The sequence below is a fragment of the Citrobacter sp. MNAZ 1397 genome (assembly GCF_023613995.1).
Lineage (GTDB): Bacteria > Pseudomonadota > Gammaproteobacteria > Enterobacterales > Enterobacteriaceae > Phytobacter > Phytobacter ursingii.
In genome coordinates this window covers 858,647-873,591 of the sequence record NZ_JAKIVH010000001.1, presented here as the reverse complement: position 1 = coordinate 873,591, position 14,945 = coordinate 858,647, and the positions used below count along the sequence as shown (strand labels likewise).

The following is a 14,945-nucleotide window of genomic DNA, read 5'->3' as shown; positions in this document are numbered from 1 at the left end:
ATAACAAGGGGCATATCCATAAGAGACCCAGACCCTATCTATGCCTGAACAATACCGTTATTCTCTGCCCGTCAAACCCGGCGAGCAGCGCCAGCTTGGCGAACTGACTGGTGCTGCCTGCGCGACCGAAGTCGCGGAAATCATTGAGCGACACAAAGGTCCGGTAGTACTGATTACGCCGGATATGCAAAATGCCCTGCGTCTGCATGACGAAATCAGCCAGTTCACCGACAATCTGGTGATGAATCTTGCTGACTGGGAGACGCTGCCGTATGACAGTTTCTCGCCGCATCAGGAAATCATCTCCTCCCGTCTCTCCACACTCTACCAGTTGCCCTCTATGCAGCGTGGTGTGCTGATTGTCCCGGTAAATACATTGATGCAGCGCGTCTGCCCGCATAGCTATTTACACGGGCATGCGTTGGTCATGAAAAAAGGCCAGCGGCTGTCCCGTGACGCGCTGCGCGCGCAGCTGGACAGCGCGGGGTATCGCCATGTTGATCAGGTTATGGAGCACGGTGAGTACGCGACCCGCGGGGCGCTGCTGGATCTCTTCCCGATGGGGAGCGCACAACCTTATCGTCTTGATTTCTTCGATGATGAAATTGACAGCCTTCGTCTGTTCGATGCGGACAGCCAGCGTACGCTGGAAGAGGTCGAGGCGATCAATTTACTGCCTGCTCATGAATTCCCGACGGATAAAACCGCAATCGAACTGTTTCGCAGTCAGTGGCGCGATAAGTTTGACGTCAAGCGCGATGCCGAACATATCTATCAACAGGTAAGCAAAGGCACTTTGCCAACCGGTATTGAATACTGGCAGCCCCTGTTTTTCAGCGAACCGTTGCCGTCGTTGTTTAGCTATTTGCCGGACAATACGCTGCTTATTAACACGGGCGATCTGGAAAACAGCGCTGAACGCTTTAGCCAGGAGACCCGGGCGCGCTTTGAAAATCGCGGCGTGGACCCGATGCGCCCCTTGCTGGCGCCTGAGTTGCTGTGGCTGCGGGTAGATGAGTTGTTCAGCGAACTCAAACTCTGGCCTCGCGTGCAACTCAAAACCGAAAACCTGGCGGACAAAGCCGCCAATGTGAACCTCGGCTACCGGACATTGCCGGATTTGGCCGTTCAGGCACAGCAAAAATCACCGCTGGATAATTTGCGCAAATTCCTCGAATCCTTTAGTGGGCCGGTCGTGTTTTCGGTCGAGAGCGAGGGACGTCGTGAAGCGCTGGGAGAACTACTCTCACGTATCAAGGTTGCGCCGAAACGCATTACCCGACTGGATGACGCGCAAGATGCCGGGCGCTATCTGATCATTGGTTCGGCAGAACATGGCTTTATCGACACGCTACGTAACCGCGCGCTGATTTGCGAAAGCGATCTGCTGGGTGAGCGCGTTGCCCGCCGCCGCCAGGATACGCGCCGCACGATTAATCCCGATACGCTGATTCGCAACCTTGCTGAACTGCACCCAGGCCAGCCGGTGGTACACCTGGAACATGGGGTTGGACGCTATGCAGGGATGACCACGCTTGAAGCGGGCGGCATTAAAGGCGAATACCTGATGCTGACTTATGCCGGGGATGCCAAACTCTACGTACCGGTCTCCTCATTGCATCTGATTAGCCGCTATGCCGGGGGCGCGGAGGAGAACGCGCCGCTGCATAAACTGGGCGGTGATGCCTGGGCGCGGGCGCGGCAGAAAGCGGCAGAAAAAGTTCGTGATGTCGCGGCAGAACTGCTGGATATTTACGCTCAACGCGCCGCGAAGTCCGGCTTTGCATTTAAACACGATCGCGAACAGTACCAGCTTTTCTGCGACAGCTTCCCGTTTGAAACCACGCCAGACCAGGCTCAAGCCATTAACGCGGTGTTGAGTGATATGTGCCAGCCACTGGCTATGGACCGCCTGGTCTGCGGCGATGTCGGCTTCGGTAAAACCGAAGTGGCCATGCGCGCCGCCTTCCTTGCCGTCGAAAACAACAAGCAGGTGGCGGTGCTGGTGCCCACTACCCTGCTCGCTCAACAGCATTTCGACAATTTCCGTGACCGCTTCGCCAACTGGCCAGTGCGTGTGGAGATGCTTTCGCGTTTTCGTAGCGCAAAAGAACAGACGCAGGTGCTGGAGCAGGCGGCTGAGGGCAAAATCGATATTCTTATCGGTACCCATAAGTTGCTGCAAAACGACGTGAAGTGGAAAGACCTGGGGCTGCTGATTGTCGATGAAGAACACCGCTTCGGCGTACGTCATAAAGAGCGGATTAAAGCGATGCGCGCAGACGTGGATATCCTCACGCTAACCGCGACGCCAATTCCGCGTACACTCAATATGGCCATGAGCGGTATGCGCGATCTGTCGATTATCGCAACGCCTCCTGCGCGCCGCCTGGCTGTGAAAACATTCGTTCGCGAATACGACAGCCTGGTCGTACGCGAGGCGATACTGCGTGAAGTCCTGCGTGGCGGGCAGGTTTACTACCTTTATAACGACGTCGAAAATATTCAGAAAGCTGCCGACAGACTGGCAGAACTGGTACCGGAAGCACGTATCGCCATCGGCCACGGCCAGATGCGTGAACGCGAACTGGAACGGGTGATGAATGATTTCCACCACCAGCGTTTTAATGTGCTGGTCTGTACCACCATCATCGAAACCGGAATCGACATCCCTACCGCGAACACGATCATTATTGAGCGAGCCGATCACTTTGGCCTGGCGCAACTCCACCAGCTACGTGGGCGCGTGGGTCGTTCACACCACCAGGCCTATGCCTGGCTGCTGACACCACACCCGAAAGCGATGACGACCGATGCACAAAAGCGTCTCGAAGCTATTGCCTCACTGGAGGATTTAGGTGCCGGTTTCGCCCTTGCGACCCATGATCTGGAAATCCGCGGCGCCGGCGAACTGCTGGGAGAAGATCAGAGCGGTTCAATGGAAACCATCGGCTTTTCGCTGTACATGGAGCTGCTGGAAAATGCGGTCGATGCGCTTAAAGCCGGGCGTGAGCCATCGCTTGAAGATCTCACCAGCCAGCAAACGGAAGTCGAACTGAGGATGCCTTCCCTACTGCCGGATGATTTTATTCCCGACGTCAATACCCGCCTCTCTTTCTACAAGCGCATTGCCAGCGCGAAGAGTGAAAATGAGCTCGATGAGATTAAAGTGGAGTTGATTGACCGCTTTGGCCTGCTGCCTGACGCCGCACGAAACCTGCTCGATATTGCGCGGCTGCGTCAACAGGCGCAGAAACTGGGGATTCGTAAGCTTGAAGGGAATGAAAAAGGCGGCTCGATTGAGTTCAATGAAAAAAATCATGTCAATCCCGCATGGCTAATCGGCCTGTTGCAAAAACAGCCAAAACACTTCCGCCTTGACGGCCCGACGCGCCTGAAATTCTTCCAGGAGCTGACGGATCGCAAAACTCGCATGGAGTGGGTTCGTAACTTCATGCGACAGTTGGAAGAGAACGCGATCGCATAGTGTTCTGTGGGCCAGTACCCGTACTGGCCCGGTTATTTTTTGAAATATTTACAAACACTTTGCACTCTTCCAGGACTTCCCGACATTCCCTCCCGCCATAATTCCATTATCTCTATCTGACAAAATAACATTATAATTTACATGGATAATGGTAATGCTTAATAACTCCCGTTTTGTCCTCTGGGCGATTTTCCTCGCCGCCACGCTAGTCTTACCAGCGAAAGCCAATACCTGGCCTTTACCGCCCAACGGTAGTCGGCTGGTCGGTGAAAATCGTTATCACGTGGTAGAAAATGATGGCGGCTCGCTGGAGGCAATTGCCAAAAAATACAATGTCGGTTTCCTGGCTCTGTTGCAGGCGAACCCCGGTGTCGATCCTTATGTTCCGCGCGCAGGCAATGTGCTGACGATCCCGCTACAAACCCTGGTACCAGACGTGCCGCGCGAAGGTATTGTCATTAATCTGGCCGAACTGCGTCTCTACTATTACCCGCCAGGTAAAAACGAAGTCACCGTCTACCCTATCGGAATAGGGCAACTGGGTGGCGATACGCTGACGCCTACGATGGTGACGACCGTTTCCGATAAACGGGCCAATCCGACCTGGACGCCTACAGCCAATATTCGTGCGCGTTATAAAGCCCAGGGGATAGATTTACCGGCGGTCGTCCCTGCCGGGCCGGAAAATCCGATGGGGCACCATGCCATTCGCCTTGCTGCTTACGGTGGTGTCTATCTGATTCATGGAACTAACGCCGATTTTGGCATTGGTATGCGTGTGAGCTCTGGCTGTATCCGTCTGCGTGATAACGACATTGCCACCTTATTCAGGGTTATCACACCCGGTACGCGCGTGAATATTATCAATACACCGATAAAAACATCGGTTGAACCTGACGGCACACGACTTGTAGAAGTGCACCAGCCGCTATCAAAATCCATTGATGACGACCCGAAGACCTTACCGATTGTACTTAATGCCACAATGCAGGCCTTCAAAGACTCACCGCAAAGCGCAAGTGAGGTATTTGAACGTGCGATGGAAGTGCGTTCCGGCATGCCGGTCGATGTCACCCTCCATGACAATGCGCTGCAACAATCCCTTTAATGTCCGGGTAACAAAAAAAGGCCTCGCAGTTGCGAGGCCTTTTTTATGAGGGTTAATTCAGTGGCTTAACTTATTTGTACAGCACTGCCGTGCCATGCAGGGTATCAGAACCGGTCACAGAGGTGATACGGAAAGATTTTGCGCCCATCTCATCAGCTTTTTGAGCCAGTTGATCTTCAACAGAAGAGAGGTTAGCGCCTGCAGAAGCACCAATGATACCGACTTGCTGCTGGCCTGCCGGAGCACTCTGGACTTCAACAGCAGCGAAGCTTGCAAAAGAAAGTGAACTCAGTACGGCAGCGGCAAACAGTGTTTTAACGTTTTTCATGATTTTGTTCCTGTAGCAGATGAAAGAAGCGTCGTAAGCATTAACTTAACGATCGATAGACAAATGATAAGTGTGATCTGCGTCACGCGTCAATACATTTTAATAACGAACGTTAACTAAATTAATAAAATGATATTTATCATATAGATAGAATTTAATCATTTGTGCTATTTTGCCTCTGGTGTCTGACAGCATTTATTTTTATAATGATTGCTCAACAAACCAACAAAGGTTGAACGGCACTATGACCAGTGAAGTCACTTGTACGAAAAAAAGCCGTGGCCGACCGAAAGTGTTCGACAGGGAAGTGGCGCTTGATAAGGCCATGGTATTATTCTGGCAGCATGGCTACGAAGCCACGTCTTTATCTGATCTCGTAGAGGCAACGGGCGCGAAAGCACCGACGCTGTATGCGGAATTTACGAATAAAGAAGGCCTGTTCCGCGCGGTGCTGGATCGCTATATCTCGCTTTTTGCAGCCAAACATGAAGCCCAACTGTTATGCGACGACAAACCGCTGGGACAGGCGTTAAAAGATTACTTCACGGCGGTGGCAAACTGCTTTACCAGCACGGATACTCCGGCGGGCTGTTTTCTGATCAACACCTCCGCGACGCTGGCCGCCTCATCGCAAGCGATTGCCGAAACCATCAAGTCACGCCATGCGCAGCAGGAACAGATGTTGCTCACATTTTTGTTACAACGTCAGGCGCGAGGGGAAATTCCCTCCCACGCGGATGTTCAGGAGCTGGCGCAATTTTTAAGCTGTATTCTGCAGGGCATGTCTATCAGTGCCCGGGAAGGAGCGAGTCGTGAGAAGTTGCTGCAGATTGCGGCAACTACGCTGCGTTTATGGCCCCAGTTGACCACATCCTGATTTGCCTCCCTCCGCAATAATTATCGTTTTCACCTATTATATTAATAGGTGAAAACTGCATGCCATTTTTGCCGTTTTGCTAATATTAAACAGGAATTATTTCGCTGCTAACCATTAGTAGTAAAAGAACCATAAATGTCAGGATGACGGTATAAGCGAACTGTTAGTTCTAACCCTACGCTATCTTATTGTATATACGGAATTATGTACTTTGGCTGACTATTCACATTCAGAAGGAAAATGGAGATGATTTTGCTATTACCATTACTTAAAGTGCTAATAGTAATAACATTGTTATTCGGGCTCTGGGTTGTATGTGGTGGTTCGGTGTTATTCGCGTTTATCTCAGTGGTCATTACCGGCTTTCTGCTCTATCGGCAGCATGATCTTATCTGAATTCTGTGCCTGTAAAAAAGGCTCCTCAGCCTGAGCAATTGAGGAGCCAATGGGTACAGTACTGCTATTTTAGGCCTTGTTATTCAAAATAAGCTGACCGTTGTCATCCAGTGGGATCTGGGTTCCAGGGTCTTTATCCATGCGGATTTTCCCTTGCTGGTCGCCAATTTTATAGGTGACGTCATACCCCAGCATTTTTTCCGATTTGTCATACACCGTTTTACAACGCTGCTCAGTCGTGGTGTAAGTGTCTCTTGCCTGCATTTCGCCCTGGACCTGATTACCGGCGTAGCCACCGCCCAGCGCGCCGACGACCGTGGCGACATCGCGACCACGGCCCCCACCGAACTGATGACCGATAACGCCACCGGCAACCGCGCCCAGTACTGAACCGGTCAGGCGATTTTCATCCTGAACCGGACGGCGATGCGTCATGGTGACATTACGACACTCCTGACGCGGCGTTTTAATGGATTCTTTGATTGGCGTGGCGGAAACCACCTGCGCATACTGCGGCCCGCGATTGAAGACATTCATACTTGCAACCGCTGCGACACCCAGAGCAGCGGCCACGCCAATACCGATACCCGCTAACATTGACTTATTCACAGGATTTCCTCCCTGGTTTGCTATTCGTAACAATTTTGCAACCTGGCAGTGCTATAAGCCAATCGGAATGAGCGGAAAAAAAGAGAAATCAGGCAGGAGAACAGCATGATTCGGAGTTATCCGAGCATATGCTGGCGGTATAGCAGAAGGATGTACTGCTCTCCTGGAATGTAACCCAGGAGAGCAGTAAGCCCCGTTAGTGAAGCTTGAGGCGCGGGCGAATGACACGGTTAATACTGCCGACCAGCATCATTAATCCCGTCTTGAAGTAACCATGCAGCGCAATCTGATGCATACGGTACAGTGAGATATAAACAAAGCGCGCAATACGCCCTTCAATCATCATTGACCCGCGCATCAGGTTACCCATCAGGCTCCCCACGGTGGAGAAGTTGGAAAGTGAAACCAGCGAGCCGTGATCTTTATAGACATAGGACTTCGTCGGTTTCCCTTTCATTTGCGCCAGGATGTTGTGCAGCGCAAGACTCGCCATCTGGTGTGCGGCCTGAGCGCGCGGCGGCACAAAGCCCCCTTCCGGACGCGCGCAGGAGGCACAGTCGCCAATGGCATAAATATCCGCATCACGTGTCGTTTGCAGGGTCGGCTCAACCACCAACTGGTTAATCCGGTTCGTTTCCAGGCCGCCTATTTCTTTCATAAAGTCCGGTGCTTTGATACCGGCTGCCCAGACCATAAGATCGGCTTTAATATATTCGCCATCTTTGGTGTGAAGACCGCCTTCATCGGCGCTGGTGACCATCGTCTGCGTCAGAACACGCACACCCATTTTGGTCAGCTCATTGTGCGCAGCGCCGGAAATACGCGGCGGCAGCGCGGGCAGAATGCGCTCGCCTGCTTCCACCAGCGTGACGTTCAGCGCCTCGTTGGTCAGCCCTTTATAACCGTAACTGTGTAGCTGTTTCACTGCGTTATGTAACTCGGCAGACAGCTCAACACCCGTCGCCCCACCGCCGACAATAGCGATGTTTACTTTGCCGTTCGCCCCCAGGCTGGCAGAGTATTTCAGGAACAGGTTCAGCATCTCCTGATGAAAACGGCGCGCCTGGTGCGGGTTATCAAGGAAAATGCAGTGCTCTTTTACGCCAGGGGTATTGAAGTCGTTTGACGTGCTGCCTAACGCCATCACCAGCGTGTCATACGCCAGCTTACGTTCAGGAACCAGCAGTTCACCTTTCTCGTCACGCAACTCTGCCAGGGTTATCGTTTTCGCGTCGCGATTGATATCAACCACAGAGCCCAACTGGAACTGGAAATGGTGATTACGCGCATGCGCCAGATAGCTCAGCGCATCAACACCTTCATCAAGCGATCCTGTTGCTACTTCATGTAACAGTGGTTTCCACAGGTGGCTATGGTTGCGATCCACCAGCGTAACTTTTGCTTTCTTACCGCGGCCCAATTTTTTACCCAACTGTGTCGCCAGTTCAAGCCCGCCAGCACCACCGCCAACAATCACAATTTTCTTCAATGGTGTAGTCAACGTGACCCCCTCAAAATTATTAACCAATTGTTAATTAAAAGTTATAAATATAACTCTTAATTAACAACAAGTTACATCATGAAAACCAAATTATGTCAGTGAGAATAACATGAACGGTGCATTGGTCATACCAAAATTGATATGCATCAAGTTTTGGTGCTTAAAAGATGAACAAGTGTAGTTGCTCTGAAACACGCTGGTCGAAAACGTGAGCTAAAACCAGTTAACGAAGGGAGCAAAACAAAGCCCGACGAGTGTCGGGCTGAGGAGGATTAACCAAGTGTTTTAAAAGCTTTAATTCGCTGCAGGTGCGGCGAGATATTTTTAAATTTATGCGTCTGTTCTTCGTCCCAGACAATTTCGTAGTAATGGTGCAGAACATCAGACGAACGTTGACTATCCAGCGCTTCATCACGGCGAGACAGGATCGCCAGGCAGCGATCGCGATTTTTCTCGCGAAAATTCGACACACATTTTGTGGCAATGTCGAGGTACTCTTCCGGTCGGTCGATCTTGCCTTCCATGTTTTCAAAGGGGAACAAGTTAGGATTGAACATGACCTGCCGAATGTCGCAAAGGAAACCTATGCGCTCCGCCCAGTATCCTCCCAGCCCCACGCCGCAAATGAGCGGCCGTTCATCCACGTTGAGCTGCAGCATTTTGTCCACCTCTTTTAACAAATGCTGCATATCATGCTTCGGATGACGCGTGCTGTAACTGATCAACCGGACATCCGGGTCGATAAATTGCAGTTGCAGTACCTTCTCATGATTTCCCGGACTGTTTGAGTCAAAACCGTGCAAATAGATGATCATTGTATCCTCACCCTACTCCAGTACCCCGTCCACAAAGGTTCACTGAGCCACCTTGTATTCCTGCCAACGCGCGTGGAGTTGTTCCAGTTCACGGTTGGCGGCCTTCCAGCGTGCAGAACTCAGCAATTCCTGACGGGAAAATGAACCTTTATGATACAATTTCGTAACACGCTCTGCTTTGATCGGCGACAGGTTATCCAACACACTGACTGCGCCCTTACGATTATTACAGACCAGGATCATATCGCAACCTGCATCCAGCGATGCCTGTCCACGCTCGGCATAGCTGCCCATGATCGCCGCGCCTTCCATTGATAAATCGTCGGAAAAAATCACGCCATCAAAATTCAGCTCACTGCGCAGCACGGTTTTCAGCCAGTGGGGAGAACCGCTGGCCGGACGTGAATCCACATCCGTATAAATAACGTGCGCAGGCATAATCGCATCCAGCTTGCCCTGTTCAATTAGCGCGCGGAACACCGCCATATCCTTGCCACGGATCTCCGCCTGAGCCCGCGGATCGCGCGGCGTCTCTTTATGTGAATCGGCCGTCACGGCGCCATGCCCCGGAAAATGCTTACCGGTGGTTTTCATGCCCGCACTGTGCATGCCATCGATAAAACGTCCTGCGATGGAGAGCGCTTTTACCGGATCTTCGTGATAGGAACGTTCGCCAATCGCGGCGCTGATATGGCCCACATCAAGTACGGGCGCGAAACTGATGTCGATATCCATCGCAATCATCTCGCTTGCCATCAGCCAGCCCGCCTCTTCTGCCACTCTGCCGCCCTCTTCCATTCCCAGCAAGGCCGCAAAAGATTGCGCTGCCGGCAGATGGGTAAAACCCTCGCGAAAGCGCTGAACCCGCCCACCTTCCTGATCGACCGCGACCACCAGACGATGGCGAGATGCGGCACGGATCTGGCGTACCAGTTCGCGCAACTGCGCCGGATCGTGATAATTGCGGGTAAATAGAATCAGGCCACCCACCAGCGGATGCGCCAGAATTTCGCGCTCTTCCGCATCCAGTTCGTAGCCTTGCACATCTAACATGACCGGACCCACACTCACCTCTCTTTTCCTTTCATCTTTAACTGACGCCATGCGGCATCAGCCAGCGTTATAAATTGTTGATCGCCCGTCTGCTGCCAGCGGCACTCAAACCAGCCCGCCATCAACATTGCTATCCACGGACGCCAGCGTAGCACCTGACGCCATAAACGCGTTTCGTCAAGCATGGCGAAACGTGCATATTCAGCCACCAGTTCACGCCGTTGATGCTCGCTCCCGGTCCAGACGCCTGCCAGTTCCATCGCGATATCACCGTCACCGGCATACTCCCAGTCGATCAACCGCAACCCGTCATGAGTGTGCACCAGGTTGCCCGCGTGAACATCCATATGTAATGGAGCCAGTCGCAAGGGTGCCGGCTCGCCCTCTTGCCTGCGCGATTTTAATTGCTGCAGCCAGAACGGCGTACGACGCGACGGCGAACACTGTTGCCAGTACGTCTCCAGTAAAGGCAGCAGAGTAAGACGCCAGCCAAAGCGGGGGCAGCGATGCAGATCATACAGTAAGGCCGCCAGATTATGGCTGGCCGGCAAGTTGCTTTGCATATCGCCAGCAATATAGTCAATTACCATCCAGCCTTTAACGAAAAAGCAGGGTTGCGGCGCAATGCGCTGCGGTAATCGTTTAAGCGCGCGATACTGGCGCAAAAAGGGTGACGATGTTGCCTGATGCTGCTGGCGTAAAATCAGACGTTGATGGCCATTGCTGATAAGACAACTCCCGCCGCTAAGGCCAGTATCCTGACCTTCGACGGGAGCATAATGCGGGAAATAGCGTGACAGCAGCGCGTCACGCGTAAGATTATTGTTGCTGAACCGCACCTTTACCTGACCAGACAATTTCGCCAGTCTGCACCAGCATCAGTTGCATTTGCAGTGTCGGCGCATTGGCGTTGCCTGTCGCGCTGGAATACAGCACGTACTGAGCTCCTACATTGCGGGCAATACCAATCGCTTTGCTGCGCGTACCGAGACTATCCTGTGGCGACAGGCCCAGTTGCTGCTTGGCAATTGCCAGTTGCTGCGCTGAAACCAGGGTAAACTTGCCATTGTTGGTCAGCGCGCTGCGCAGGGTTTCGGTTGCTTCGCTGGTGTTCACCGAACCGTTAGTCCGGTTGTTCACGCTATCAACGAGCAATACGTTACCCGCCGAGGCTCCACTCGCCTGCAACATTTTACCTATCATCGGCTGTACGGCGCTGTTCCAGTCGTAGTGACGCTCACGCGGTGTCGGCTGAGTCGTTTGATCAGGATGTTCGATTGGCCCAGGTTGTTCCGGGATCGATGGCACTGACGGCACCGTCGGTACAGGTTGCGACGGCTGTGGTTGCTGCGGAACAGGCTGTTGTGGCGTTGGGTTCGCTTGTTCAACCGGTGCGGGTTCTTGCTCGCCACGGGTAATACACCCTGAAAGGATAACCGCCACTGTGGTCAGTAGCGCGAAACGTCCTAATGTTTTAATCAATTTTCACCCCTTATAGATAGAGATAAAGTCTGACCTTGTGCGCACCCAGGAAGTTTGCATTTCCATAAAGTGTGACAGCGGAGTGCGCCGGGATCGTTACCCTACGCGGTTCTTCGAGCGGGTGCATTTCCAGGCCTCTGGCGTCGTACCAGTAAAAACGGTAATTGATGGTTACCGGCTGCGCGCGTTCATTGAACAGGCGAGACGAGGCAGAGGGCTGGATTTCTTGCGTGCTCAGCGTGGGGGAATCAGCGGTGATGCCTGCGGCCAGCACATTGGCTTCCATTACCAGCGTTTGATCGTTGGCCACCGGGATCGCAGGACGCGAGCCGCAACCGACTAAACTCAGAGCCGTCACCAGAAGTACAACGCGTCCGTTGATCATATCAATCGCCTTTATGTGCCAGCATCGGACCTAAGGGGCGACCACCCAATAAATGCATATGGATATGCCAGACTTCCTGCCCACCATGGCGGTTACAATTCATGATGAGGCGATAACCCTCTTCTGCAATCCCCTCAGCGCGGGCAATTTTTGCCGCTACGGTCATCATGCGCCCCATTGTCTGTTCATGCGCTTCGGTGATGTCATTCGCCGTAGGTATAAGAATATTGGGCACAATCAGCACATGCGTCGGTGCCTGGGGAGAGATATCACGGAAAGCGGTAACTAATTCATCCTGATAGACGATGTCCGACGGAATTTCACGACGGATAATCTTACTGAAAATGGTTTCTTCGGCCATGACGTTTTCCTTTTTATACGCGCGGGCGAAACCGCCCCATCACGAGATACAGTGTAGAGTATGAGCGAGATTCTCCGGCTGTTTCAACTACAACGCTCTTTTTCTTCAAGATTTCACCACCAGCTGGTGGTGTTATAACCAACCCCTACCCATAAGCGCTTTAAATCAATCACTCAGACAGGAATATTACATCTGTTTACATTGCAATACTGAATGCGTATATTTCGCATTTGCATTTTCATGCGCATTTATTAATTGAAAAATATAAAACAGGCCGGGCGCCGACAACATCTCGCGATCCGGATAATCCCGTTACCACACCATTAAGGGTTAATAATGTCTTTCACCATGAACGCCGGGAATGATCAGCGCTCACTTGCCTGTGCGCCCTCATTACTGGCTGTTTGTATTGGGTTCGCGTTAACGCCAGCCGCAAGCTTCGCGGCATCCACATCCGGTAATGATGAAACCCTCATCGTTGAGGGCGGCTCTGGCACCGAGAGAGATAGCCACCAGGATCACGACTACAGCGTTCAGACCACAACCACCGGGACAAAATTGCTGCTTGTACCCCGCGATATCCCGCAATCGGTAAGTGTTATCAGCCAGCAACGTATACAGGATCAAAACCTGAACGCTATCGGGCAGGTATTGACTAATACAACCGGCGTCACCGCGCAGGTACAGGACAGCGATCGCACCGTGTTTTATTCACGTGGCTTCTTTGTCAACAACTACGCGTATGACGACCTCCCGACTTCCATCAGTGAAGTCTGGAACTTCGGTGATACCGCCGCCGATACGGCCATTTATGACCGCATTGAAGTCGTACGCGGCGCGACAGGTTTGATGTCCGGCACCGGCAATCCGGCGGCCTACGTCAACATGGTGCGTAAACATGCGGATAGCACCGAATTTAAAGGTAACGTGTCCGCCACGTACGGTAGCAGGGATAAACAACGTTATGTCCTTGATCTACAGGCACCACTGAGCGAATCGGGAAAAGTGCGTGGCCGCGTCATCACCGGTTATCAGGATAATGACAGTTGGGTAGATACCTACCACTACCGCAAGAAATTCATCTACGGCGTCGTTGATGCCGATGTGACCGACAGCACCACCCTCTCGCTGGGATATGAATATCAGGAAAGCCAGACCGACAGCCCTACCTGGGGTGGTCTGCCCACCTGGTACGCCGATGGCAGCAAAGCGAAATATGATCGCAGTACAACGGTGGCGCCGAACTGGGCCTATTCCAATAAAGACAATACCAGGGTCTTCGCAAACCTGACACAGCGTTTTGGCAACGGCTGGGAAGCGCATGTTAACGGCATGCATGCGCAAACCAATTTCGATACCAAAATGATGTATATGTACGGTTATCCGGATGAAGCCACAGGCCAGGGAATGGTCGGTTACGGCGGCTGGAATCGTGGTGAGCGTAAACAGGATGCCATTGATGCCTTCATGCGTGGCGGTTTTGACCTGTTTGGCCGCCAGCATCAACTCATGTTCGGCACAAGCTACAGCCGCCAGCGTAACCATTATGACAACGCCCTGCCGGACACGCCTGGAACAATGATTGATGTCGGCTCATTCAAGAATGGCTGGAGCGGTAATATTGCCGACCCGGCATGGACGCCATGGGCGCTATACAGCAAAGACGACATTCGTCAGTCTTCTGCCTACACCTCGGCGCGTTTCTCGCTGACCGATCCGCTGCACCTGATCGTGGGTGCACGTTATACCGAATACAATATTCGCTATAACCCGTCAGGCTCGCCGTCGACCCGACTGGAAAGCACCAAAGACGATGTCACGCCATATGCGGGTCTGGTATATGACATCAATGAAGACTGGTCCGCATATGCCAGCTATACCGAGATATTCCAGCCGCAGGACAAACGTGATGCGTCAGGGCGCTATCTCGATCCCACCACCGGTAAGAGCTATGAAGCCGGGGTGAAAGCAGACTGGTTTAGCACCCGCCTGACGACCTCCCTTGCCGTGTTCCGTATCGAGCAAGACGGCGTCGCCAGCAATACTTACACCTATATGCCAGACGGGGAGTCGATCTATGAATCCCTGGATGGCGTCGTCAGTAAGGGGATCGAGTTCGAACTGAACGGCGCGCTGACCGATGAATGGCAGTTAACTTTCGGCGCGACTCGCTTTATTGCCGAAGACAAACAGGGTAAAGCGGTCAGCTCCGATCAGCCGCGCACCACCATGAAGTTGTTTACCCGCTATCAGTTGCCGACACTGCCTGAGTTAACGGTCGGCGGTGGGATAAACTGGCAGAACAAAGTCTGGACCGACGTGTCGGACACCCAACGCGCAGAACAAGGCAGCTACGCACTGGTCAATCTGTTTGGGCGCTATCAGGTCAGCAAAGATTTCGCCGTTCAGGCAAACCTGAACAATGTGTTTGACCGTGAGTATTATGATTATGTTGGTAGCTATACCGTCTACGGCGCGCCGCGTAATTTTTCTCTTAGCGCCAGCTATAGCTTCTGATGGTCGAGTTCCGATATAAACCCTTG

The 14,945-nt window shown here is 52.5% G+C and carries 13 protein-coding genes; 4 read left to right on the top strand and 9 right to left on the bottom strand.

Annotation, left to right across the window (positions count from 1 at the left end):
- Positions 1-40 precede the first annotated feature (40 nt).
- Together mfd and ldtC are read left to right on the top strand one after the other, a co-directional pair.
- Positions 41-3,487, top strand: a complete 3,447-nt coding sequence (mfd, locus tag L2097_RS03970) for a transcription-repair coupling factor (RefSeq protein ID WP_250352169.1) — start codon at positions 41-43, stop codon at positions 3,485-3,487.
- Between the two features lie 154 nt (positions 3,488-3,641).
- Entirely contained in the window at positions 3,642-4,595 is a 954-nt protein-coding gene (gene ldtC / locus L2097_RS03965; protein WP_085006531.1) for a L,D-transpeptidase LdtC, read from the top strand.
- A gap of 70 nt (positions 4,596-4,665) precedes the next feature.
- Here the strand turns inward: ldtC and bhsA are convergent, their stop codons facing one another.
- Entirely contained in the window at positions 4,666-4,923 is a 258-nt protein-coding gene (bhsA, locus tag L2097_RS03960) for a multiple stress resistance protein BhsA (RefSeq protein WP_047369878.1), read from the bottom strand.
- Positions 4,924-5,167: 244 nt separating this feature from the next.
- Between bhsA and L2097_RS03955 the strand changes: the two genes are divergently transcribed.
- On the top strand, positions 5,168-5,800 hold the full coding sequence (locus L2097_RS03955; RefSeq protein WP_250352168.1) for a TetR/AcrR family transcriptional regulator: 633 nt from the start codon (positions 5,168-5,170) through the stop codon (positions 5,798-5,800).
- A gap of 465 nt (positions 5,801-6,265) precedes the next feature.
- Here L2097_RS03955 and L2097_RS03950 read toward each other — a convergent pair whose 3' ends face one another.
- From L2097_RS03950 to hinT, 8 genes are all read right to left on the bottom strand, one after another.
- Positions 6,266-6,805, bottom strand: coding sequence for a glycine zipper 2TM domain-containing protein (locus L2097_RS03950; protein WP_041851711.1), 540 nt, complete (start codon positions 6,803-6,805; stop codon positions 6,266-6,268).
- 196 nt (positions 6,806-7,001) lie between these two features.
- Complete coding sequence (locus L2097_RS03945; RefSeq protein WP_047369876.1) at positions 7,002-8,306, bottom strand: NAD(P)/FAD-dependent oxidoreductase; 1,305 nt, start codon at positions 8,304-8,306, stop codon at positions 7,002-7,004.
- 272 nt (positions 8,307-8,578) lie between these two features.
- Entirely contained in the window at positions 8,579-9,121 is a 543-nt protein-coding gene (gene ycfP / locus L2097_RS03940; protein WP_041851713.1) for an alpha/beta hydrolase YcfP, read from the bottom strand.
- 39 nt (positions 9,122-9,160) lie between these two features.
- On the bottom strand, positions 9,161-10,186 hold the full coding sequence (gene nagZ / locus L2097_RS03935) for a beta-N-acetylhexosaminidase (RefSeq protein ID WP_250353127.1): 1,026 nt from the start codon (positions 10,184-10,186) through the stop codon (positions 9,161-9,163).
- A gap of 2 nt (positions 10,187-10,188) precedes the next feature.
- Positions 10,189-11,013 (bottom strand): thiamine kinase, encoded by an 825-nt coding sequence (thiK, locus tag L2097_RS03930; RefSeq protein WP_250352167.1) that lies wholly within the window; start codon positions 11,011-11,013, stop codon positions 10,189-10,191.
- Entirely contained in the window at positions 10,994-11,656 is a 663-nt protein-coding gene (gene lpoB, locus L2097_RS03925) for a penicillin-binding protein activator LpoB (RefSeq protein WP_047369874.1), read from the bottom strand. The genes thiK and lpoB overlap by 20 nt, the downstream gene beginning before the upstream one ends.
- A 10-nt stretch (positions 11,657-11,666) precedes the next feature.
- Positions 11,667-12,041, bottom strand: a complete 375-nt coding sequence (locus L2097_RS03920; RefSeq protein WP_250352166.1) for a YcfL family putative periplasmic lipoprotein — start codon at positions 12,039-12,041, stop codon at positions 11,667-11,669.
- 1 nt (position 12,042) lies between these two features.
- A complete protein-coding gene (gene hinT / locus L2097_RS03915; protein WP_085006537.1) occupies positions 12,043-12,402 on the bottom strand; it encodes a purine nucleoside phosphoramidase in 360 nt (119 codons plus the stop codon).
- A 336-nt stretch (positions 12,403-12,738) separates the two neighbouring features.
- Here hinT and fhuE point away from each other — a divergent pair, with 336 nt between their 5' ends.
- Positions 12,739-14,919: a ferric-rhodotorulic acid/ferric-coprogen receptor FhuE gene (gene fhuE, locus L2097_RS03910; protein WP_250352165.1), complete on the top strand. Its 2,181-nt coding sequence runs from the start codon at positions 12,739-12,741 to the stop codon at positions 14,917-14,919.
- The last annotated feature ends 26 nt before the right edge of the window (positions 14,920-14,945 follow it).